Raw genomic sequence first — 23246 nt, 5'->3', positions numbered from 1 at the left:
GTCCTTGGGTTTGCCGGCAAACGACGTCGGGAGGAAGCCGATGCGCCAGATTTCACCCCATGCGGCAGTGCAGCCGAGGGGCAGGGCGACGCATGCGCAATGCTACTTTGCGCCCCATTATCGTGAAATGAGACGAGTTCGAATGTTTGGGGCAGAGCCGGCGCACTCGTCGGCAGGCCCCGGCCATGAAAGATCGTGCATGCAGGTGCGCTTTGCCTTCCGCTCGATCGAGAGTCTCACCGGGATCAAAGGAAGCGCGGCGCCATCAGCGCTTCAAATGCGTTGGTTTCGGACATCGCGTGAGCGGGTCGCGCGGCAATGCACCGTTTCAAAGTGAAAGGGGCGCATCGGGCAGCCGTCGCATGACGGCCCGCCGGCGCGTCGTGCATCCGATTCGACTGTCGATGCCGCCGCCGATCGCCTGTTTTGCCTCGCCACCCCTAAATGGCTGTAAACTCACGCTTTTGCTGCCACGCCCCCACATTCCAGATGTCCCAATCCCCCAAAGTAGGGTTCGTATCCCTCGGGTGCCCGAAGGCGCTCGTCGACTCCGAACAGATCATCACGCAACTGCGCGCCGAAGGTTATGAAATCTCCGGCACCTACGACGGTGCCGACCTCGTCGTCGTGAACACCTGCGGCTTCATCGACGAAGCCGTGCAGGAAAGCCTCGACGCGATCGGCGAAGCGCTGACCGAGAACGGCAAGGTGATCGTCACCGGTTGTCTCGGCGCCAAGTCGAGCGCCAGCGGGTCGAACCTGATCGAGGAAGTCCACCCGAAGGTGCTCGCCGTCACCGGCCCGCACGCAGTGGGCGAAGTGATGCAGGCCGTGCATTCGCACCTGCCGAAGCCGCACGACCCGTTCACCGATCTCGTGCCTGCCGCCGGCATCAAGCTCACGCCGCGCCACTACGCATACCTGAAGATCTCCGAAGGCTGCAACCACCGCTGCACGTTCTGCATCATCCCGTCGATGCGCGGCGACCTCGTGTCGCGCCCGGTCGCCGAAGTGATGCTGGAAGCCGAGAACCTGTTCAAGTCGGGCGTGAAGGAACTGCTCGTGATCTCGCAGGACACGAGCGCGTACGGCGTCGACGTGAAGTACCGCACGGGCTTCTGGAACGGCAAGCCGATCAAGACGCGCATGTCCGACCTGGTCGCCGCGCTCGGCGAACTCGCCGCGCAGTATGGCGCATGGGTGCGCCTGCACTACGTGTATCCGTATCCGAGCGTCGACGAAGTGATTCCGTTGATGGCTGAAGGCCCGTTCAAGGGCCACGTGCTGCCGTACCTCGACGTGCCGTTCCAGCACGCGCACCCGGAAGTGCTGAAGCGCATGAAACGTCCGGCGAACGCCGAGAAGGTGCTCGAGCGCGTGCAGAAGTGGCGCGAGATCTGCCCGGACCTGACGATTCGCAGCACGTTCATCGCGGGCTTCCCCGGCGAGACGGAAGCGCAGTTCGAAACGCTGCTCGACTTCATCCGCGAGGCGGAACTCGATCGCGTCGGCTGCTTTGCTTACTCGCCGGTCGAAGGCGCGACCGCGAACGAACTCGACGGCGCGCTTCCGGATGAAGTCCGCGAGGAACGCCGCGCGCGCTTCATGGAAGTCGCCGAGGAAGTGTCGGCGAACCGCATCCAGCGCAAGGTCGGCAAGACGCTCAAGGTCCTGATCGACGAAGTCAGCGACGAAGGCGGGATCGGCCGCACGGCCGCCGATGCGCCGGAGATCGACGGCGTCGTCTATGTCGAGCCGGCGGCGAAGGCATCGAAGCGCTACAAGGTCGGCGATTTCGTGTCCGTGAAGATCACGGGCGCCGACGGCCACGATCTGTGGGGCGAGGTGTAAGCGATGGCCGCCGCATTTCCGGAGATCCTCGCGCTCGGCGAGGCGATGATCGAGTTCAACCAGTCGCAGCCGGGCCGGCCTGAATTCCTGCAAGGCTTCGGCGGCGACACGTCGAACTTCTGCATCGCCGCCGCGCGCCAGGGCGCGTCGACGGGCTTCGTGTCGGCGATCGGCGACGATCCGTTCGGCCGCCTGCTGGCCGACATGTGGCGCGCGGAACGCGTCGACACGACGTACGTGCGGATCGACCGCGCGGCGCCGACCGGCGTGTACTTCGTCACGCACGGCGCCGACGGTCACCAGTTCGACTACCTGCGCGCGGGCTCGGCGGCGAGCCGTTATGCAACGGGTGATCTGCCGCTCGATGCGCTGGCTGCCGCGAAAGCCGTGCACCTGTCGGGCATCAGCCTCGCGATCAGCACGGCCGCGTGCGACGCCGCATTCGCGGCAATCGACCACGCGCGCCGCCACGGCGCGAAGGTCAGCTTCGACACGAACCTGCGGCTGAAGCTGTGGCCGCTGCCGCGCGCCCGCGCGGTGATGCGTGAGGCGCTGCGCCAGACCGACATCTGCCTGCCCAGCTGGGACGACGTGACGGCACTCACGGGCGCGAACGATCGCGATGCGATCGTCGATGCGATGCTCGAACACGGGCCGCAGGTCGTCGCGTTGAAGCTCGGCAAGGAAGGCGCTTACGTGGCGACGCCGAACGAACGGCGCGTCGTGCCGGGCTTCGCGGTCGAAGCCGTCGACGCGACGGGCGCGGGCGACTGCTTCGGCGGGGCCTTCGTCGCGCGGATCGTCGCGGGCGACGATCCGTTCGCGGCAGCGCGTTATGCGAACGCCGCGGCGGCGCTGTCGACGACGGGCTACGGCGCGGTTGCGCCGATTCCGCACCGCGATGCGGTGGAGCGCCTGATGCAGGGCTGACGCGCCATGCGCATGCCGGCCACGGCAATGCGCTCGTGACGATGTGCATGGGCGGCGGGCAGGGCATCGCCGCGGTTTTCGAGCGAATCTGAAGCAAGGAGCAACACACGGTGGGTCGATATTCGCAATGGCAACGGGCGCTCGTCGTCGCGGGCGCGCTGGCGGCGGGCATGGCGATGCCGGGCGTCTCGGCAGCGCAGGCCGCCACGCCGGGCGCGCAGCAGGATGAACCGGCCATGGCGCGGCCGCTGAAGCCGAATCCCGAGTTCGCCCGCCTGCCGCGCTACGAAGGCACGCTCGGTGACCGGCCGATCGTCGTGCATCTCGGCCCGAAGACGGACGAGGAAGGCGTGCACGGCGAATACCAGTTCGCCGATACGGGCGAGGTCGTGCTGCTCGCGGGCGATCGCGACGGCGACACGCTCGAAATCGAGGAATCGAACGACGGCACGAACATCACGGGCGTGTGGATCGGCCGCTTCGACGCGACGGGTGCCCTGAAGGCCGACCGGATGAATTCGGACGAGTCGGATCCGCAGCCCGTCGTGCTGCGTCTCGCGCCGGGCAAGCGTGCGGCGCTGCAGGTGCGCGACGGCCGCGTACAGGAAATCGAGACGGTGGGCGGCGTCGTCAACCTGCGCACCGACGACTGAACCCGCGCTGGCTCGGTGCGCGCGGCGCGCATTGTACCGGGCCAATTGCGCCGATTTTGGCTAATCTAGCTGCATATTCCGCAACCGAACGGCCTCGTGCCCGGCTTCCCGTCATGACTGCATCCACTCCCAAGCGCGCACTGCAAACCCGCATCGTTCAACCCGACGACGTGATCCCGGAAGGCTTCCGTTCGTTCGTGCCGCCGGTCGCGCGCGCGTCGACGGTCGTGTTTCCCGATCTCGCGACGATGCGTGCGCTCGTCTGGCACAACGACAACCAGTGGCGCTACGGCCTGCATGCGACGCCGACGTCGCTCGCGCTCGCGCAGCGGCTGGCCGAGATCGAGGGCGGCACGCATGCGCTGCTGCAGCCTTCGGGCCTCGCGGCGATCATGAATGTCTACTTCGGGATCGTGAAAGCCGGCGACGACGTGCTGATTCCGCACAACGTGTACGGGCCGAACGCCGATTTCGGTAACTGGCTGGCGAAGGATTTCGGCATCACCGCGCGCTTCTACGATCCGCTGATCGGCGCCGGCATCGCCGACCTGATCCAGCCGAACACGCGGCTGATCTGGATCGAGGCGCCCGGCTCGGTGACGATGGAAGTGCCGGACGTGCAGGCGATCACGGCGGCCGCGAAGGCGCGCGGCATCGTCACCGCGATCGACAACACCTTTTCGGCCGGGCTCGCGTTCAAGCCGTTCGAACACGGCGTCGACATCTCGGTGCAGGCGCTGACCAAGTACCAGTCGGGCGGCAGCGACGTACTGATGGGGGCGACGATCACCGCGAACGCGGCGCTGCATGCGCAGCTGAAGCTCGCGCGGATGCGCTGCGGCATCGGCGTGTCGGTCGACGATTGCTCGCTCGTGCTGCGCAGCCTGCCGAGCATGCAGGTGCGTTTCGACGCGCACAGCAAGAGCGCGCTTGCGCTCGCGCAATGGCTGAAGGCGCGGCCGGAGATCGCGGCGGTACTGCACCCGCAGATCGCCGATTGCCCGGGGCACGCGTCGTTCATGCGCGATTTCACCGGCGCGGGCGGGTTGTTCTCGGTGGTGTTCGACGAACGCTACAGTGCGGAGCAGGTCGACCGCTTCGTCGAGTCGCTCGAGCTGTTCGCGATCGGCTGGAGTTGGGGCGGCGCATGTAGCCTCGCGATGCCTTACGACGTCGCGTCGATGCGTCCGGACTGGGCGCATCGCGGCACGCTGGTGCGTTTCTATGTCGGCCTGGAAGACGAAACCGACCTGCGTGCGGACATCGAGCGCGCGCTGCAGGCTGCGCTGGGCTGATCGCGCGCCGACAACGTTCGGCAGAAAAACAAGACGCCGGCGCGATGTTGCATCGCGCCGGCGTTTTTCATTTCGGCTGCCGCGGGATCAGAACAGTCGCAGCAGCCCGTCGAGGCCGACGTGATCGAACGCGACCGTCGCCGCATCGCGCACGACGGGCTTCGCGTGGTACGCGACCGACAGCCCGGCTTCGGCCATCATCTTCAGGTCGTTCGAGCCGTCGCCCATCGCGATTGCGCGGCGCGGCTCGAGGCCGAGCGACGCGCACGTCTCGCGCAGCAGACGCGCCTTCACGTCGGCGTTGACGATCTCGCCGAGCACCTTGCCGGTCAGCTTGCCGTCGACGATCTCGAGCGTGTTCGCATGCGCGTAGTCGAGGCCGAGGCGCGCCTTCAGCCGTTCGGTGAAGAACGTGAAGCCGCCCGACACGAGCAGCGTCTTCATGCCGGCGGCCTTCACGCCGGCGAGCATCTGCTCGGCGCCCGGCGACAGTTGCAGCCGTTCCTCGTACACGCGTTCGAGCGCGTGCGCGTCGAGCCCGGCCAGCAGCGCGACGCGGCGCGTGAGGCTTTCGTTGAAGTCGCGGATCTCGCCGCGCATCGACGCTTCGGTGATCTCGGCGACCTGCGTTTTCAGCCCGCAGAAATCGGCGATCTCGTCGATGCACTCGATCGTGATCAGCGTCGAATCCATGTCCATCACGGCGAGCCCGAAATCGCCGAGCGAGAGGCCGGCCTCGACGAACGCGAAGTCGAGCGCGTGCGTGCCGCAGTAGGCATCGATGTCGAGGCGCTGCGCCGGGTTCGCGTTGTCGATCCGCAGCGCATGATCGTCGGTCTGCACGATGCGGGTGCCGCGCGACAGCGCGAGCAGCGGTTTGTGATGGGTGTCCGACAGCGGCGCAAGACTCTGGATGACGAGGTTGTGGGTCATGACGGGATGGTTGGGAAGCGAATGAAATGCGTCTGCGGCCAACGGGCAGCCGCCTGCCGATGCGGGCCCCGTCCGGCGTCGGGCCCTTGCGTGGCGAACGCGCCATTGTAGCCGGTTGGCCGCACGCGGCGGCAGGGGCGGATCGAAAGCGTGCGCGGCGGGACGGTCATGGCCCGTCCGCGCGATCCCAGTACGGCGGATCGCCGAAATGCTCGGCCAGGAACGTGATGAAGGCGAGCGTCTTCAGCGGAACGTGCGCGCGGCTCGGGTAGACGGCCCAGATCGCGATGTCTTCCGCGAACGGATAGTCGTCGAGCACCGTGACGAGCGCGCCGCTCGCGAGCAGCGGGCCGACGTCCCAGGTCGACTTGATCGCGATCCCGAAGCCGTCGACGAGTGCTTCGCGGATCGCCTCGCCGTTGCTCGCGACGAGCCGGCCGCCCACCCGCACGGTGAGCGGGCCTTGCGGCGTGGCGAACGACCAGTCGCGCTGGTCGCCGAGGATCACGCACTCGTGCCGCGCGAGGTCGGCCGGATGGCGCGGCGTGCCGTGTTCGGCGAGATACGCGGGCGAGCAGCACAGCACGCGGCGGTTCGTGGCGAGCTTGCGCGCGACGAGCGTCGAATCCTTCAGCGCGCCGAGGCGGATCGCGACGTCGTAGCCGTCGTCGACGAGGTCGACGATCTCGTCCGACAGCCGCAGGTCGAGCGACACGGACGGATAGCGGCGCAGGAACGCGGGAATCACCGGCGCGACATGCTGGCGGCCGAACGACGACGACATCGACACCTTCAGCCGCCCGTACGGCTCGGAGCGGCCGTGGCCGACCGATGCGCGCGCGGCATCGGCGGCCGACAGCAGTGTGTCGGCGTGCGCCATGAAGACTTCGCCGTCCTGCGTGAGGCTGATGCGGCGCGTGGTGCGGTGCAGCAACCGCGCGCCGAGCTGGCGTTCGAGCTGCGCGATGCGCGCGCTCGCGACCGCGGCCGAGACACCGAATTCACGGCCGGCGGCGGTGACGTTCGCGAGCAGCGCCGCGCGCACGAACAGCGCGACGTCGAGCAGGTCGAGTGGCTTGTCGGGGGCCGGAATCGGATCGGAGGCCATTATTCTGAAATTCCTGAAAATGTTTCAGGAAATATAGCGCTTTTCTCGAATGATCGGGTTGCCTACGATGACGTTCATGGGGCTGCGCCGCGGCCCACAGGATTTCCTGAAGGAGTGTCGTGATGAAAGCCGTTGGACTGACCCGTTATCTGCCGATCGACGACCCGCAAGCGCTGCTCGACGTGGAGCTGCCGCAGCCCGTGCCGGGCCCGCGCGACCTGCTCGTGAAGGTCGAGGCGATTTCCGTGAACCCGGTGGACTTCAAGGTGCGCGCGCCGAAGCCGCAGGTCGAGGACACGCCGCGCGTGCTCGGCTGGGATGCGGCCGGCACGGTGGTCGCGGTCGGCGCCGACGTCACGCTGTTCCGGCCCGGCGACGAAGTGTTCTACGCGGGCAGCATCACGCGGCCGGGCGCGAACAGCGAATTCCATACGGTCGACGAGCGGATCGCCGCGCTGAAGCCGCGCACGCTCGATTTCGCCGCATCCGCCGCGCTGCCGCTCACCGCGCTGACCGCGTGGGAAGCGCTGTTCGACCGGCTGCGTGTGTCGCCGCAGGGCGCGGACGCCGGCAAGTCGGTGCTGATCATCGGCGGCGCGGGGGGCGTGGGTTCGATCGCGATCCAGCTCGCGAAGACGCTCGGCAAGCTGCACGTGATCGCGACCGCGTCGCGGCCGGCGTCGGCCGAGTGGGTGCGCTCGCTGGGCGCGGACGCGGTGGTCGACCATTTCGGCGACCTGCCTGCGCAGCTGCGCGAGGCCGGGTATCCGAACGTCGACTACGTGCTGATTTTCAACGACACGGATCGTCACTTTCCTGCCGCGGCGGAGGTCATCCGGCCGCAGGGCGGCATTTGCACGATCGTCGAGAACGACAAGCCGGTGCCGGTCGAACTGCTGAAGGCGAAGAGCGCGGCGTTTCATTGGGAATTCATGTTCACGCGCGCCATGTTCGAGACGCCGGACATGATCGAACAGCACCGGATCCTCGGCGAAGTCGCGCGGCTCGTCGACGGCGGCACGCTGCGCACCACGGTCGGCGAACAACTCGGCACGATCAACGCGGCGAACGTGCGGCGCGCGCACCAGCTGCTCGAGGCCGGGCGTTCGATCGGCAAGCTCGTGCTGAGCGGCTTCTGAGCCGGCCTCGCGTGTAAGGTTGCGGCGCCGCGAACGCAAGCGGGGTAACACCCGATGCGTTTGCGGCGCATTGCATGCCGCTTGGCGGTAGACTGGCAGCGCATCATGCATCGAAAACCGCGCGGCACGCGCGTGCCGCCGCATACCAAGGAGGTCAGCATGAGCCAACGCAGCTTGTCAGTCGCCGCAACGTGGTCGGTCGTGTTCGCGGCGGCGTGCGTCAGCGCGAGCGTATTCGCGGCGCCGCCGGTCAAGGGCAGCCTGAAGGGGGGCGGCACCGGACAGCTCGAATACACCGTCAAGGTCGACTCGAAGAGCTTCGGCAATACGCAGGAGACCCGCAAGATCCGCTCGGGCGAGACGGACGACTTCAACTGGAAGTCGGTGCCGCCGAGCGGGGCGGTCGCGATGCCGGAAGGTTGCCCGAACGCCGACAACCTGCCACGCGACGAGAACGGCGCGATGGTGCGCCAGACCCAGGTGCGGCTCGCGCCGTCGATCGACGCGAAGGGGATCGCCAACGTGCAGTTGAGCTTCCAGGCGGCCGCGCCGAAAGGCACGCGCAACGTGACGGCCGGCGGCAAGTCGCTGCAGTGTCCGGACGTCGTGTCGGTGAGCCAGGTGAAGTGGGTGTCGATCCCGACCAACGGCGGGTCGAAGTCCGTCACGATGAGCGATGGCTCGAAGGTGACGGTGTCGATCAAGCGTTGAGCGGTGCGCATGGGCCGGCGTCGGAGCCGGTGCGCGCGCAACGGATTCGACTTGCGGTACCACGCGGCGACACGTGACCGTTTCGTGTCGCCGTCACAGTGCTTTCTCGCGACCTGCTTCAGCGGCATGGCGGCCGTTCGCCGTGCGGTGGCGTCGCGTAGCGACCCGCGTGACGTCATGAGCATGTCACGCTATGCTCGCCCGCGTCATCACCTTCCTGTCACGACATCCCGATGAAATACCGAATGCGCGCGTTGCTGTATGCCATTGCGTTCGTTGCCGCACACGCGCACGCGGCCGACGATTGCGGCTTCGTGAAGAAAGTCGAGCTGTCGTCGCGGCAGCAGGTGGCGGTCGTGTCGAGCGGCGCGCTCGAACCGTGCTCGACCGGCAGCTACGCGGTGCGCGTGTATTCGACCGCGCATGCCGCTCCCGGCTTCGATACCGACGATTACGTGACGGGTGCGCTGCATGCGCGTGATGGTACGGTCACCGATGCATTCACGGCCGACCTCGGTGCACGTGCGCCGCAGGCGCTCGTCGTGACGACGCGCTCGGCCGGCAGCGGCGGCTATGTCGGCGCGCAGGCCTATGTGACGACATCGCGCGCGGTAAGGCTCGTCGCGTCGGTCGACGGGCTCGCGCCGGACGCGGACATCACGGCCGCGTTGCGTCAGGCGCTCGGCAAGCGCCGCAGCGCGCGCCGACTGGCGAACCGCGCGCACGCATCGCGCGACGGCGCCGCGTGTCAGTGCGCGCGTTCTTCGAGTCGCGCCGCGAGAAAGCGGTGATCTGCCGAGAACAGCCGGCGATAGGTCATCAGCACCGCGCCGACCGTGCCGAGCGCGGAGGCCGCGGCAATCAGGAACATGATCACGATCTGGTAGCGCACGGCCTGCAGCGGCGACTGGCCGGCCAGCACCTGGCCCGTCATCATCCCCGGCAGGCTCACGACGCCGACGACGGCCATCTGGTTCAGCGTCGGCAGCATGCCGGCGCGCACGGCCTGGCGCGCGGCGTCCTGCGCGGCTTCCCAGCGCGTCGCGCCAAGCGCCAGCGCGGTTTCGACGCGGTCGCGGCGCGCCGTGAGTTCTTCCATCATCCGCTCGACCCCGAGCGACACGCCCGTGAGCGTATTGCCGAGAATCATCCCGAGGATCGGAATCGCGTATTGCGGCGCGTACCAGGGGTGGATGCGGATCACGACGAACAGGCCGACCGCCGCGACGAACCAGCTGCTGAACCAGATCGACGCGATGCTGTCGATGCGCTGGCCGCGATACGTGCGCTTGCCGCGCCCCGCGCCGGCGAACCCGGCGATCAGCGTCATCAGCGCGGTGAGCGGCAACACGATGTACCAGTGAGGATGACCGAACACCCAGCCGAGCACGTAGCCGATCGCGAGCAACTGTACGACGGTGCGTACGGCCGCGAGCGCGAGCTTGCGGCCGAGGCCGAGCGACAGGGCCATCGAGATCGCGCCGTTGACCGCGACGAGCGCGGCGGCGATGCCGACGTCGACGAGGCTCAGGTCCTGCAGGGCGGGGCTCATTGCGTGGCCTCCGTCGGGTTGGCCGCGTGCATCACGCCGGCCTGCATCACGAGCTGCATCGTGCCGATTCGCGCGGCCTGGGCCGGATCGTGCGAGATCCACATGTATGCACGGGCGTCGGGTGCCGCGTCGAACCACGCGCCGACGAGCGCCTCGATCGCGCGCGCCGATTCGGGATCGAGCGCGGACGTCGGCTCGTCGAGCAGCAGCACGTCGGGATCGAGCTGCAGCACGCGCAGCAGCGCGGTGATCTGCGCTTCGCCGCCGGACAGGTCGCTCGCGCGCTTGTCGAGAAAGTCGGGGCCGCGGCCGGCCTGCGCGGCGAGCGCTTCGGCGCGCGCGCGATCGAACGCCACGTCGCGATAGATCGCGAGCGAATACGGATAGCGCAGCTGCGATTCGACGGTGCCGTCCATCTGCGCGGGGCGCTGGCGTACATAGGCGACGCTGCGCCGGTAACGCGGGATCGCATTGCGCCGGATCCGTTTGCCGCGCCACAGGATGTGTCCGCCGTCGAGCGGATCGAGCAGCGCGAGCGCGCGCAGCAGCACGCTCTTGCCCGACCCGGACGGCCCGGTGATAGCAATTCGCGATCCCGCCGCGAGGCTGAAATCGGTCGGGGCGAGCAGGGTCTTGCCGCTGCTGGCATCGCGCCGCGTGATGCGCGCTGCATCGATGAGGCCGGTGGGGGCTGTCATGTCACAAATGAAAAAAAGCGTTAATGGCGCCGAAACGTCACCATGGCGTGCGTCATAATACCGATTGAAAAGCCGCGGGTGTCGTGCGCCGTTCGTCCACGCAAGCGGCCCGGCATGGTGCGGCAACATTTCAGAACAACAACGGAACCGCCATGACGCTAGCCCGAGCCATCGGCAAATCGGCTGCATGGATCGTCGGTATCGTCGCGGTGCTCATCGCGGCGGCCGGCGTCTTTCTCTTTATCTTCGACTGGAACCGCGCGAAGCCGTGGGTCAACGAGCAGGTCACGGCCGCGCTCGGCCGCCCGTTCGCGATCAACGGCGACCTGAAGGTGGGCTGGCGTCGCCCCGACGGCGAAACCGGCTGGCGCGCCTGGGTGCCCTGGCCGAGCTTCACGGCCACGCAGCTCGAAATCGGCAACCCCGACTGGGCGAAGATGCCCAAGTTCGTCACGCTCGACGCCGCGCACTTCGATCTCGCGATCCTGCCGCTGCTCGCGCATGAAATCGTGATCCCGTCGATCGACGTCGTGAATCCGGCCGTCGACCTCGAGCGGCTCGCCGACGGCCGCAACACGTGGACCTTCCAGTTCAAGCAATCGTCGCAGCCGTCGCCGTGGAAGGTGCGGCTCGACAGCTTCGGCTTCGCGAAGGGCACCGTCACGTACCGCGACGCGATCACGAAGGCCGACCTGACCGTCGCGATCGATACGCTCGGGCAGCCGATTCCGCTCGGCGACGTGCTGAAGGAGCAGGAGCAGACGTCGCGCGCGGCATCGGCGCAGCGGGTCGGCAAGCATGGCGCCGCGCAGTTGAGCGCGAAGGCCAACGCGGAGGCTGCGTCGAGTGCGTCCGCTGCGCAGGCTGCGAGTTCGGCCTCGGCCACCGGTGCTTCGGCCGGGTCTGCCGTGATGTCGGCTTCGTCTGCTTCGGCCACCTCTTCTGCATCGACGGTTGCTGCCGCGTCTGGTGCAAGCAGCGTCGCAACGCCCGCGAAGCCGTCCGGCCCGACCTATGCGTTCGGGCTGAAGGTCGACGGCCGCTACAAGAACGTGCCGATCAGCGGCACCGGCAAGCTGGGCGGCGTGCTCGCGATCCAGGACGCGTCGCGGCCGTTCCCGTTGCAGGCCGACGTGAAGGCCGGCGACACGCGGCTCGCGATCGTCGGCACGCTGACCGACCCGATGCATCTCGCGGCCATCGACCTGCGGCTGTGGCTGCAGGGCACGTCGATGTCGCATCTCTATCAGCTCAGCGGCATCACGCTGCCCGATACGCCGCCTTACGCGACCGAAGGGCGGCTGATCGGCAACTTCAAGCGCAAGGCCAGCACCTTCCGTTACGAGAACTTCAACGGCCGCGTCGGCGGCAGCGATCTCGGCGGCACGCTCGTCTACGAGCAGCGCGAGCCGCGGCCGAAGCTGTCGGGCGAACTCGTGTCGAACCTGCTGCAGTTCTCCGATCTCGCACCGGTGATCGGCGCGGATACGGCCGCGAGCAAGGCCAAGCGCGGCGACACGACGAAACAGCCGTCGGGCCGCGTGCTGCCGGTCGAGACGTTCCGCACCGACCGCTGGCGCGCGCTCGACGCGGACGTCAAGTTCACCGGCCGCAAGCTGATCAAGAGTTCGGACCTGCCGATCACCAACCTGTACACGCACATCGTGATGACGGACGGCGTGCTGTCGCTCGAGCCGCTGCAGTTCGGCGTCGCGGGCGGCACGCTCGCGACGACCGCGCATCTCGACGGCAGCGGTGCACCGCTGAAGGGCCGCTTCACGGTGGCGGCGCGGCACCTGAAGCTCAAGCAGTTGTTCCCGGCGCAGAAGGTCATGCAGTCGGCGCTCGGCGAGATCAACGGCGATGCGTCGCTGTCGGCGACCGGCAACTCGCCGGCCGCGCTGGCCGCGACGTCGACCGGCGAGGTGAAGGCGCTCGTGACCGACGGCCGCATCAGCCGCTTGCTGATGGAAGCGGCGGGGCTGAACGTCGCGAACGTCGTCTACGAGAAGCTGTTCGGCAACAACGACGTGAAGATCAATTGCGCAGCAATCGACTTCGTCGCGACCAACGGCATTCTCGACCCGAAGGTGTTCGCGCTCGATACGGACGACGCGCTGATCAACGTCGACGGCCCGATCAGCCTGCGCGACGAAACGCTGAACCTGAAGATCCATCCGCACACGAAGGGCTTCCGGATCTTCTCGCTGCGCTCGCCGCTGTACGCGAAGGGCACGTTCAAGAACCCGAACGTCGGCGTCGATGCAGGCGCGCTCGCGCTGCGCGCCGGTGCGATGGTCGGCCTCGGGCTGATCAACCCGTTCGCGGCCCTGATTCCGCTGATCGCGCCGAGCAACAACCGCGACGTGCCGTGTTCGGAGCTGTTCGGTCAGATGAACGCGAAGGCGGCCCAGCGGGCAGCGGCGAAGGCCGGCAAGTGACGCGCGTGCGCGTCAGCGGCCCGCGCGCACCCAGAGCAGCACGGCATCGACTTCCCGGCCGTCGATCCGTACCGGGGCGGCCGTGCCGAGCTGCAGGCGATCGCCGTCGAGCCTGACGGCGCGCTGCTGGACGTTGCCGATCCAGTTCGGGAACAGGCTGACGTCCATTTCGTGGGTCAGCGTGCCGTCGTCGGCGACCTGAAAGGGGCCGGAATACGCGATGTAGCCGCCGGCGGCCGCCGCGCGCTCGTCGGCGGTGCCGCCCTGCAGGTCGCCGTCCGCGTAGGGCGGCCGGCCGGCGGCCATCAGCTGGGCGGACATGTAGCCGTCCGGCGTGTACAGGATCCAGCCGCGCGCGTCGCGGCCGAGCGGATAGGTGACCGCGCTGCCGTCGCGCGGCCGGACTTCGTAGGATACGAGGCGCCATGCGCCGACGAGTTGTTCGCGAAGCTGGCTGGCAAGCATGCGGGATTCCGGTAAGGCGGCGGTGGGGCGCGTGCCGTCGTGTTGGCGGGCCGTCGGGCGGCAGGCCGGGGAGGCCGGAAATGCGCTGCCGGAACGGCGTGGTCGGCAGTTTCTCCGACACCTGCTAAAATACACGGTTTTCCGTCGATTTATCCTTTAACGGGACCTGCCGTGCTTTCTACTGCCAACATCACGATGCAATTCGGGCCGAAGCCCTTGTTCGAGAATATCTCGGTCAAATTCGGCGAGGGCAACCGCTATGGTCTGATCGGCGCGAACGGCTGTGGCAAGTCGACGTTCATGAAGATCCTCGGCGGCGACCTCGAGCCGAGCGCCGGCAACGTCGCGCTGGAGCCGAACGTGCGTCTCGGCAAGCTGCGCCAGGACCAGTTCGCGTACGAAGACGTGCGCGTGCTCGACGTCGTGATGATGGGCCACACCGAAATGTGGGCCGCCATGACCGAGCGTGACGCGATCTACGCGAACCCGGAAGCCACCGACGACGACTACATGCACGCCGCCGAGCTCGAAGGCAAGTTCGCCGAATACGGCGGCTACGACGCCGAGGCGCGCGCGGGCGCGCTGCTGCTCGGCATCGGCATCGAGGAGAAATTCCACAACGGCACGATGAGCGACGTCGCGCCGGGCTGGAAGCTGCGCGTGCTGCTCGCGCAGGCGCTGTTCTCGAAGCCGGACGTGCTGCTGCTCGACGAACCGACCAACAACCTCGACATCAACTCGATTCGTTGGCTCGAGCAAACGCTCAACGAGTACAACTCGACGATGATCATCATCTCGCACGATCGTCACTTCCTGAACTCGGTGTGCACGCACATGGCCGACATGGACTTCGGCACGCTGAAGGTCTGGCCGGGCAACTACGACGACTACATGCTCGCGTCGGCACAGGCGCGCGAGCGCCAGGCCGCGGCGAACACGCGTGCGAAGGAGCGTGTCGCGGAACTGCAGGACTTCGTGCGCCGCTTCTCGGCGAACAAGTCGAAGGCCCGTCAGGCGACTAGCCGTGCGAAGCAGATCGACAAGATCAAGATCGAGGAATTCAAGCCGTCGTCGCGCCAGAACCCGTTCATCCGTTTCGAGTTCGAGAAGAAGCTGCACAACGTCGCGGTGGTCGCTGAAGAGATCACGAAGAAGTACGAGCGCACGATCTTCCAGAACTTCAACCTGTCGGTGCAGCCGGGCGAGCGGATCGCGATCATCGGCGAGAACGGCGCGGGCAAGACGACGCTGCTGCGTTCGCTGCTCGGCGCGCTCGAGCTCGAGCACGGCACGGTGAAGTGGTCCGAGAACGCGAACGTCGGCTACATGCCGCAGGACACGTACGAGGAGTTCCCGAACGACATCACGCTGATGGACTGGATCGACCAGTACCGCAAGGACGGCGACGACGAAACGATGGTGCGCGGCACGCTGGGCCGCCTGCTGTTCACGTCGGACGACATCAAGAAGTCGGTGAAGGTGCTGTCGGGCGGCGAGAAGGGCCGCATGATCTGGGGCAAGCTGATGCTCGGCCGCCACAACGTGCTGCTGATGGACGAGCCGACCAACCACATGGACATGGAGTCGATCGAGTCGCTGCAGATCGCGCTCGAGCAGTTCGAAGGCACGCTGATTTTCGTGTCGCACGACCGCGAGTTCGTGAGCGGGCTGGCGAACCGGATCATCGAAGTGCGTACGGATGGCACGCTGTTCGACTTCGGCGGCAATTACGAGGAGTTCCTGACGAGTCAGGGGCAGGAGTAAAAGCCGCCGGTTTGTCCCAAGACCACCGTTCATGTGTCCCGGATTGTCCCACGGAATTGTCCCGTTGGGACAAGACCTCTACCGCACACTAGACTCACCGCTGAGCGCTTGGGGCGTACTGGTGTAAATATTGAAGGGCCCACATCGGCTGTTTGTCGGTGTGGGCCCTTCTTTTTTGAGCTTGTGCGCTTTCATCGAGTAGTACTATTTCGAGTACAGTTGAACATCCAGGAAACATAAGAACTAACCAAGGAGCGGGTGTGAGCGACGAAGCATTCGATGCAATCGAAGGATTGCAAAATCATCTTATCAATGTCGCCACTGGTGGTGTCGGAAGAGACCCAGACTACAGGTCCGAGCGGACATATCTGCTGGAACGACCGGGCCTAGCCCACTTGGTCCCTCGATTCGTCAAAACATGTCGCTCTACCGGCGAATTTTGGCAGTTCATAAAGCATAAGTTTCCGACCTACCAAGAGCGTCGAACATATATTTGGGATGAGTTTCGACCGCTACTGGATTACCTAGAGGCAGGCGGAAACGCTCCGGCCGATCAAATCGTATCTGCTGCAATCGACAAGTTTGATGCGCAGTACATAAAGAACGTTTGGACTAAAGCACTAGAACGACGCGAGACGGACCCAGAAGGGGCTATTACAAGTGCTCGGACTCTCCTGGAGAGCGTATGTAAGCATATTCTTGATGAGACGGCTACGGAGTATCCTGAGACGCCAGAACTCAACAAGCTATATGGGCTGACGGCAAAGGCCCTTAATCTCTCGCCTAGTCAGCATACGGAACCCGTCTTCAAACAGATTCTTGGTGGGTGTACATCCGTTGTGGAGGGACTCGGTGCTGTTCGCAATCGCCTAGGCGATTCTCACGGGAAGGGAAAGGTTGCGGTGAAACCTGCCCCGAGGCATGCGGAACTTGCTGTGAATCTCGCTGGGTCGGTGGCGCTGTTTCTCTTGGCTACTCTTGAATCTCGGTCGCGAAAGTGATTTGTTGAGTTTTGAGGAAATGAAGTATTGAATTCTGATGGCATATCTGGGGAATCCATATGAATAACGATGATCCACTTGATGATCCTCAGTATATTGAGTTTCGGAAGCGTTACGATGCATTGCCGTATTCCCAAAACAAAAGACTGGTTCATGTTGTTTCGGCACATTTGGTTGCTGAGCATTTCATTGATGGGTTGCTTGAAAAGAGCTATCCCGGACTCCCGTTTTCTGAGCTTCGGCTGTCATTTGAGAGGAAAATTAAATTAATAGATCCATCACTTCATCCACATCTTCCGGAGATGATTTCTGCGTTGAAGGTGCTGGGGAATGTGAGGAATCGCATTGCGCACAACTTGCATGAGAGCATTGCGCCAATCGACGTGGCACCGTTAGCTATTGCTATCAAGCGATTACCATTCTCCCCTGATTTTGACGAAAATTCCGTATCCTCGGTGGTTGAGGCATTTGCGCGGCACGTGGCGATGCTCAGCGATGTCGCATGTATCACGCTAGATAGGTTTGGGCCATACGGTGTGATTGGCTTCCGCGTGGCGATGGCAAAACAAGACGCAAGCAAGAAGGGTTAGTTTGGGCTGGGCAGTTGCGGCCGAGCGGGCTCAAATGTTGGCCGGGAAAATCTCAGAGGGTATCTGATAGAGTCCCGCCACGGAATTCCCCCCGGTGGGCCTCCCGATTCTCGCGAGCACGTCGTCACGCGCAGCCCCTTTGACGCGCATCAGGTAACACGCGCGATACCCTGACGCGGGCGGGCGCGTCTTGTTAGCTCGTTAGGGGCAGACACTTACCCTCACATCCACCCAAGGTCGCGCATGGCAGCTTCGATTACGGGACGCCATTGGGGCGGGCATGGCTTTATCCTTGCTGCTATTCGTCGCGACTGTACCGTGAAGCCGTTCAGCTCTTTAACGTGGGCAATCCAGCACCGCTGCATGACCCGCCCGTGAGTGGCCCTCACATAGCTTTGCAACGCCTTGTACGTATTCATATCGGCACCCCTTTGAAGATGAATCAATGGTACGTAAGCCGGTCGTCGTGACACCAGCAGAAAAGAGTTGCTCTTGATTCCTCGCGTCAGCTTTGGGTACACCCCATCCTGACTGTCGGGTGGATAGCACTGGATTGTCAGATTAGGGTGGTTTAGTTTTTTATTGACGCTCTGGCGTCATGGTCTTGGACTTCAACTTGACACATTGACCACGGGAAAGAGTCATTAGCAAGGGGAGGCACATCGGTTAGGGGCAGGGAATACCACGGGCGGCGCAATCCATATAGAGGCGCCCTACGAGTCAAGCAGAGGCATACCTCTGTGTTAGCATGCTTGATAAATAAGGGGGTAAGATGTCGGAATCAAGTAAATGGAAGAGCAAACTGCTGTCTTCGAGTGCACCGATGGAGTATGAAGTATCGAAGCTGCTCGTGAATAAAGGTTTTTCCATACATGCTGACTACTCGTACACGCGATTCGATGCAAAAACTGCCGCAGATTTTTCTGTTGACCTTCATGCATCTATTTACGTTCCATTTCGTCGGGCGAACGAGATAAAGGCGTCTCTTGAACTATTGGTGGAGTGTAAGTATCGCCAAAGGGGAAACAAATGGTTGTTCTTCTCGGATCCAAATCAAGATGAAATGTCGCCATTTACGCTCGGTCATACACTGCGAGTCGTCGACGATTTTTCGCCGATTTTTCTAAAGAGTGACTACTCTACAGCTTTCGACAAAAAATCAACCTTCTGCCTTAAAGGAGTTGAGGTTGATGTTGGTAGCGGCAATGTTCACGACGCGGAGATCAGACATGGTTTGTCACAGCTTCAATACGCACTGCCGCGATTGGTTACTCAATACATTGAATGGAACTTGGGTATGCTTCCCGAGGAAAATGTACCGTTCTTTTTCTGTCCAATACTTTTAACTACCTCTGAAATTCTTGTCGCCGCCGATGGGTTGACGATGAATGATGTGGAACATGCAGACACCCTTGCAGATTTTGCATCGCCTGTTCCCTACGTTGTCGTATATGCAGATGAGACCCCGGAATTCCAGAGACATCGAGCGCAGGCATGTGCGTCACTTCTTGAATCAGTGAAGGATGATGGTGCAATGTTAATTGAATATCTCCGTGAGCAAGCGGGAGTTCCTCGCGTTCACCTCCCAACAAGTGAGTGCAGGCGGTTGGCTATTAATTCGGGTGAAAAGCTCACAAAATATTTTTCACAAATAATTGTTTGCTCGCTCGCCAACTTTGAGTCTCTATTGGAAGATATTAAAAAGGCCGTATCCCGTACAATGCGCTCAAAGAAAGTGTTGGAGTTGCCGAAGTGGGAATCATAGCGCTCCGTCGCGGTAGCCCGTTCCCACCGTTACCTCATTTTTTCTCAGAAAATTCGTAACACGGTGTCCCGCACATACGAACCGGAAATCCCCTACGGCCCTGGGTATCAAAGTGGGGCAGTGGGCGAATCGCGGCGCCAAAGGGACGGCCGCTGAGGCGGCATAGCCCAACACGGCGTCCCCAAGGGAGCACCGGCAATCTTGCGACTCACGGGCACCCGATTAATTTGTACCCACGTTGAATGATAGTTGCCATTCTGGCCTCCAGATAATGATAGGAAATCAGGTTGGGTATGGTTGTCGCACGACCGCGAGTTCGTGAGCGCTGGCGAACCGGATTATTGAAGTGCGTACGGATGGCACGCTGTTCGACTTCGGCGGCAATTACGAGGAGTTCCTGACGAGTCAGGGGCAGGAGTAATTGTCCTGACGCTTCCGTCCGTGTGTTGAGGTCTGGCGGTGGTACGAAGCCGGAGCGTATAGCAGCGCGAAGCCGCGAAAAACGCATTGGGCCCGCATCGACAGTGTTGTCGATGCGGGCTTTTTCATTTCCGCTCCGGTGACGCCCGGCAGTGTCGCGATTCCCGTTTCCTCCCGTCAATCGACTTCGGGTAAATTACGCTCCGGATACCACCCTCAATTCCGACCCGGAGCCGCCCTCGATGCAGGACCATCCTCTCCCGCTCGATTTATCCGGCCTTGCGCCAAGCCTCTATGCACAGGGCACCGAGGAAGGCATCCTGTCGCGCCTGATGGAGCGGATCGCGCCGACCAACCGCTTCTGCGTCGATATCGGCGCGAGCGACGGGCTGCGCAACAGCAACACCGCGCGGCTGCTGCGCGAACGGGATTGGGCCGGGGTGCTGGTGGAAGGGAGTGCGTACCGCTTCGGCAAGCTGGCCGCCCACTACGCAGGTGTAGACCGCGTTCGCTTGCATCACGACCGCGTTCAGCCCGACACGATCGACACGTTGCTCGCCGATGCCGACACGCCAACCGACTTCGACCTGCTGTCGATCGACATCGACGGCAACGACTACTGGGTCTGGCGCGGCCTGCAAGCGTTCCAGCCGCGTATCGTCGTGATCGAATACAACCCGTACTACACGCCGCCCGAGCGCTGGGTCATGTGCTTCAACCCGGACCACGAATGGGACGGCTCGACCTATTACGGCGCGAGCCTCGAATCGCTCGTCCATCTCGGCAGGCAGAAGGGTTATGAACTCGTCTGTTGCGATGACATGGGCAACAACGCGTTCTTCGTGCGGCAGGACCTGTACTCGCTGCTCGGCATCGCGAACAACGATCCTTCGGTGCTGTTCCGCCCGGCGATGTACAAGGTGCGCTACGTCGGTCACAACACGTTCCTGAGCGGTCATCCGTATCGATACGGGCCGGCCGAGCACATCTGAATGGACTCGCTCGCCGCGACCTTCGACCAGATCCGCGAGGCCTACGCGTTGGGCCGCATGGGGCCGCCGCGCCAGGTCGGCGAACGCGTATGGCACCTGCCGACCGATGACGGCGGCGTCGCGGTCAAGCTCTACGCGCTCGAACATCATGCGCGTGCGGCCAAGGAGGCCGCCGTGCTCGCGCACTTCGAGACGCATCGCGATGCGCGTTTCCATGTGCAGGCGCTGAAACGCACGACGTCCGGCGAGCCGCTGTGGACGGGACAAGGCTCGCACGCGATGCTCACGCACTGGGAAGCCGGGCAGTTCAGAACCTACGACACGTTTTCGCCGGCCGAATGGGATGCGCTCGGCGCGAGCCTGGCTGCGTTGCATCTGAGTCTCGAGCCGCTTCATTTGCCGCAGATCGACACGATCCGCGCGCGCCTGACCGCGATCGATGCGGACGCGGTGCGCCGCAGCCTGCACGACGCACTCGATCGCGCACGCTCGAACCACGCCGCCGACGACCTGCGCCGCTACGTCGATCTCGCGCTGCGCATGCTCGACCGCTACTATCCGGGCAGCATCGACGCGTTTCCCGCCGACGATCCGCAGCACCCGATCCACAACGACTACAACCAGTTCAACTATCTGTTCACGGGCACGCTGCCGCCGCTCATCCTCGACTGGGAAGCGTCGATCGGCGCGCCGCGCGAATACGAGCTGGTGCGTTGCCTGAACCATCTGCCGCTGGAGGCGCCGCATCGGGCGGAAGCGTTCGTGCTGGCTTATCGGCGGACGCGGCCGGTCGATCCCGCGCGCCTTGCATGGGCGGTCGATGCCGCGTGCTTGCAGCACGCGCTCAAGCTCTGGATCGTGCAAGGCTGGCACGACGATCCGTCGCGCTTTGCATCGCATCTGAACGGCGCGGTGGCGATGGCCACCGCGATGGTGGATGCGCGCGACCGTCTGGTCGATTTCTTTTCCCGTTGTGTGGAAGCAGGACGCTGAAGTGAATGCGAATCTGAACCGGATGTCGAATCCGACGCCGCCCACCGAGCGGCAGCATGTGTTTCCGCCGCCGCTGGATCGCGATTACCGCGTCGAAGACGGGCGCGTGCTGACGCGCTCGCTGGAAACGCACATCGTCGATCACTGCAACCTGACCTGCGCGGAATGCTGCTCGCTGTCGCCGCTGCTGCCCGAGTGGTATGCGCGCCCCGAATCGATCGAAGCCGATCTGCGCCGCGCCGCGAAGGTGCTGCGCCCGCGCATGTTCAAGTTGGTCGGCGGTGAGCCGCTGCTGCATCCGGCGCTCGTCGAACTCGTCCGGCGCGTGCGCGCCACGGGCATCGCGCCCGTGATCTCCGTCACGACGAACGGCCTGAAGCTCGGCGAGATGCGCGACGCGTTCTGGCAGGCGGTGGATGCGCTGACGATCTCGCGCTATCCGAAGCCGTCGCTGTCGCCCGACCTGGTCGCGCACATCGAGCGCCAGGCCGCGCGCTTCGACGTGCGCCTGAACTGGAAGGTGCAGGACGTGTTCACTACGATGAACCGCGCGCAGCCCGGCACCGATCGCGACGCAGCGCAGCGCCTTTATCACGATTGCTGGATCCGCGAGCGCTGCCATATGATTCGCGACGGCATGTTCTACACGTGCACGCGTCCCGCGCATTTCCATACGCTCTACCAGGGCGAGAAGGATTTTCAGTCCGATGGCCTGCCGCTGCGCGACGACGCTGGCATGCTCGACGCGATGCTCGCCTATCTGCAACGCGAGGCGCCGCTCGAAGCGTGCCTGCATTGCCAGGGCGGCAGCGCGCCGGTGGCGCCGCATCGCATCCTCAAACGTATCGAAGTGGACGCCTTGAAGGCGCGTTATCCATGATCGTCGGCACGCGCGACCGGTTCGGCTTCGACCGGCTTCACTACCATCCGCGCAGCGGTGCGGCGGCGTCCGGCATCCGGGCCGTCCTGCACGCGTCGGGGCAACCGGCCGGCGAGCCGGACGCGGCGGCCATCGCCGGTTACCTGAGCGGCGAGCGGCTGGTCGGCCGCACCGTGTTGCGCGACGTGCGCGCGGTGCCGCCCGGCCATGCGCTGATCCGTTCGCCGCAAGGGCTGACCGTACAGCCGGCACCCGGGCAGCCGCAGCACGCCGATCTGGAAACCGTGCTGCGCGCATCGCTGCAGCGCGCGCTCGACAGCGGCAAGCGCGTTGCGCTGGCGCTGAGCGGCGGGCTCGATTCGGCGCTGCTGCTCGCGTTGCTGCGCGAACTCGGCGCGCAGCGGCACGTGACGTCCTACGTCCTCGTGACCGACATGCCGGACTATTGCGAGCGCGATGCCGCACTCGAACTGGCCGCGCAGATGCAGGCGAACGTGAAGATCGTGCGCGCGAACGAGGCCGATTTCGTCGCGGCGCTGCCGAGAACGACGCATGCGGTCGAGGAGCCGATGTTCAACCTGCATCCGGTCGCGAAGCTGCTGCTCGCCGAGGCGATGGCCGGGGATGGCGTCGAGGTGGCCATCACCGGCGACGGCGCGGACCAGGTGCTGCGCCGCGACCAGTCGGCCAACTATCTGCCGCTGTGCCGTGCGTTGTTCGATGCGGCGTCGGTCGACCTGCATCCGCCGTTCGTCGACGCTGCCGTCGTCGCGCATCTGACGAGCATCGCGCCCGACCCGGACAAGCAATGCCTGCGCGACCTGGGTGCGCGCCTGAACCTGCCGGACCGTCTCGTGCACGGCCCGAAGCGCGGGCGGCTCGCCCCGGCGATGGATCTCACGGCGCTGCTCGATCGCGACCGCACACACGCACTGGCCGACACGCTCGGCCTGGCCGCGCCCACGCTGCAGGCGGATACCGAACGCGTGCTGTGGACGACGCTGTCGCTGATCCTCGATCATTTCGACCACCTCGATGCCGCGCATCGCCCAACCTGAATCGTTC

At 64.6% G+C, this 23246-nt stretch carries 20 protein-coding genes and 1 pseudogene; 16 read left to right on the top strand and 5 right to left on the bottom strand.

Annotated elements, in window-relative coordinates; all coding sequences use genetic code 11:
* Positions 1-489: 489 nt before the first annotated feature.
* From rimO to LGM89_RS19500, 4 genes are all read left to right on the top strand, one after another.
* A complete protein-coding gene (rimO, locus tag LGM89_RS19515) occupies positions 490-1851 on the top strand; it encodes a 30S ribosomal protein S12 methylthiotransferase RimO (RefSeq protein WP_226273703.1) in 1362 nt (453 codons plus the stop codon).
* A gap of 3 nt (positions 1852-1854) precedes the next feature.
* A complete protein-coding gene (locus LGM89_RS19510) occupies positions 1855-2781 on the top strand; it encodes a sugar kinase (RefSeq protein ID WP_226273702.1) in 927 nt (308 codons plus the stop codon).
* A 110-nt stretch (positions 2782-2891) separates the two neighbouring features.
* Positions 2892-3434: a hypothetical protein gene (locus LGM89_RS19505; RefSeq protein WP_089494971.1), complete on the top strand. Its 543-nt coding sequence runs from the start codon at positions 2892-2894 to the stop codon at positions 3432-3434.
* A 113-nt stretch (positions 3435-3547) separates the two neighbouring features.
* On the top strand, positions 3548-4729 hold the full coding sequence (locus tag LGM89_RS19500; protein ID WP_089494970.1) for a cystathionine beta-lyase: 1182 nt from the start codon (positions 3548-3550) through the stop codon (positions 4727-4729).
* Positions 4730-4816: 87 nt separating this feature from the next.
* Here LGM89_RS19500 and serB read toward each other — a convergent pair whose 3' ends face one another.
* Together serB and LGM89_RS19490 are read right to left on the bottom strand one after the other, a co-directional pair.
* On the bottom strand, positions 4817-5662 hold the full coding sequence (gene serB, locus LGM89_RS19495; protein WP_226273701.1) for a phosphoserine phosphatase SerB: 846 nt from the start codon (positions 5660-5662) through the stop codon (positions 4817-4819).
* A gap of 166 nt (positions 5663-5828) precedes the next feature.
* Complete coding sequence (locus LGM89_RS19490) at positions 5829-6770, bottom strand: LysR family transcriptional regulator (RefSeq protein WP_089494968.1); 942 nt, start codon at positions 6768-6770, stop codon at positions 5829-5831.
* A gap of 122 nt (positions 6771-6892) precedes the next feature.
* Here LGM89_RS19490 and LGM89_RS19485 point away from each other — a divergent pair, with 122 nt between their 5' ends.
* From LGM89_RS19485 to LGM89_RS19475, 3 genes and pseudogenes are all read left to right on the top strand, one after another.
* Positions 6893-7909, top strand: coding sequence for a zinc-binding alcohol dehydrogenase family protein (locus LGM89_RS19485; RefSeq protein ID WP_089494967.1), 1017 nt, complete (start codon positions 6893-6895; stop codon positions 7907-7909).
* Between the two features lie 159 nt (positions 7910-8068).
* Entirely contained in the window at positions 8069-8620 is a 552-nt protein-coding gene (locus tag LGM89_RS19480; RefSeq protein WP_226273700.1) for a DUF6013 family protein, read from the top strand.
* A 233-nt stretch (positions 8621-8853) separates the two neighbouring features.
* Positions 8854-9318 (top strand): annotated as a pseudogene (locus LGM89_RS19475) (PliI family lysozyme inhibitor of I-type lysozyme); the annotation flags it as partial.
* Between the two features lie 50 nt (positions 9319-9368).
* Here the strand turns inward: LGM89_RS19475 and LGM89_RS19470 are convergent.
* Together LGM89_RS19470 and LGM89_RS19465 are read right to left on the bottom strand one after the other, a co-directional pair.
* Positions 9369-10172 carry an ABC transporter permease gene (locus tag LGM89_RS19470; protein ID WP_039357836.1) on the bottom strand — a complete coding sequence of 268 codons (804 nt, stop codon included), beginning with the start codon at positions 10170-10172 and terminating at the stop codon, positions 9369-9371.
* Positions 10169-10870 carry an ATP-binding cassette domain-containing protein gene (locus LGM89_RS19465; protein ID WP_226273699.1) on the bottom strand — a complete coding sequence of 234 codons (702 nt, stop codon included), beginning with the start codon at positions 10868-10870 and terminating at the stop codon, positions 10169-10171. The genes LGM89_RS19470 and LGM89_RS19465 overlap by 4 nt, the downstream gene beginning before the upstream one ends.
* 152 nt (positions 10871-11022) lie before the next feature.
* Here LGM89_RS19465 and LGM89_RS19460 point away from each other — a divergent pair, with 152 nt between their 5' ends.
* A complete protein-coding gene (locus LGM89_RS19460) occupies positions 11023-13311 on the top strand; it encodes an AsmA family protein (RefSeq protein ID WP_226273698.1) in 2289 nt (762 codons plus the stop codon).
* A 12-nt stretch (positions 13312-13323) separates the two neighbouring features.
* Here the strand turns inward: LGM89_RS19460 and LGM89_RS19455 are convergent, their stop codons facing one another.
* On the bottom strand, positions 13324-13776 hold the full coding sequence (locus LGM89_RS19455; protein WP_089494962.1) for a lipocalin-like domain-containing protein: 453 nt from the start codon (positions 13774-13776) through the stop codon (positions 13324-13326).
* A gap of 171 nt (positions 13777-13947) precedes the next feature.
* On the opposite strand from LGM89_RS19455, the gene LGM89_RS19450 reads away from it, so the two are divergent.
* The 8 genes from LGM89_RS19450 to LGM89_RS19415 all read left to right on the top strand — a co-directional run bounded on the left by LGM89_RS19450 (position 13948) and on the right by LGM89_RS19415 (position 23239).
* Positions 13948-15540 carry an ABC-F family ATPase gene (locus tag LGM89_RS19450; RefSeq protein WP_069248073.1) on the top strand — a complete coding sequence of 531 codons (1593 nt, stop codon included), beginning with the start codon at positions 13948-13950 and terminating at the stop codon, positions 15538-15540.
* Positions 15541-15800: 260 nt separating this feature from the next.
* Positions 15801-16541: an abortive infection family protein gene (locus tag LGM89_RS19445; RefSeq protein ID WP_124617276.1), complete on the top strand. Its 741-nt coding sequence runs from the start codon at positions 15801-15803 to the stop codon at positions 16539-16541.
* Between the two features lie 59 nt (positions 16542-16600).
* Complete coding sequence (locus tag LGM89_RS19440; protein WP_226273697.1) at positions 16601-17131, top strand: hypothetical protein; 531 nt, start codon at positions 16601-16603, stop codon at positions 17129-17131.
* Between the two features lie 823 nt (positions 17132-17954).
* A complete protein-coding gene (locus LGM89_RS19435) occupies positions 17955-18896 on the top strand; it encodes a hypothetical protein (RefSeq protein WP_226273696.1) in 942 nt (313 codons plus the stop codon).
* Between the two features lie 662 nt (positions 18897-19558).
* Complete coding sequence (locus tag LGM89_RS19430) at positions 19559-20308, top strand: FkbM family methyltransferase (RefSeq protein WP_226273695.1); 750 nt, start codon at positions 19559-19561, stop codon at positions 20306-20308.
* Positions 20309-21301, top strand: a complete 993-nt coding sequence (locus LGM89_RS19425; RefSeq protein ID WP_226273694.1) for a phosphotransferase enzyme family protein — start codon at positions 20309-20311, stop codon at positions 21299-21301.
* A 1-nt stretch (position 21302) separates the two neighbouring features.
* Entirely contained in the window at positions 21303-22181 is an 879-nt protein-coding gene (locus LGM89_RS19420) for a 4Fe-4S cluster-binding domain-containing protein (protein ID WP_226273693.1), read from the top strand.
* Positions 22178-23239: an asparagine synthase-related protein gene (locus LGM89_RS19415; RefSeq protein ID WP_226273692.1), complete on the top strand. Its 1062-nt coding sequence runs from the start codon at positions 22178-22180 to the stop codon at positions 23237-23239. Before LGM89_RS19420 ends, LGM89_RS19415 begins: the two co-directional genes overlap by 4 nt.
* Positions 23240-23246: the final 7 nt, after the last annotated feature.

The sequence above is a fragment of the Burkholderia sp. AU31624 genome, assembly GCF_020420065.1.
GTDB lineage: Bacteria > Pseudomonadota > Gammaproteobacteria > Burkholderiales > Burkholderiaceae > Burkholderia.
The sequence above is the reverse complement of the archived record's forward strand: the minus strand, read 5'-3'. Positions and strand labels throughout refer to the sequence as shown.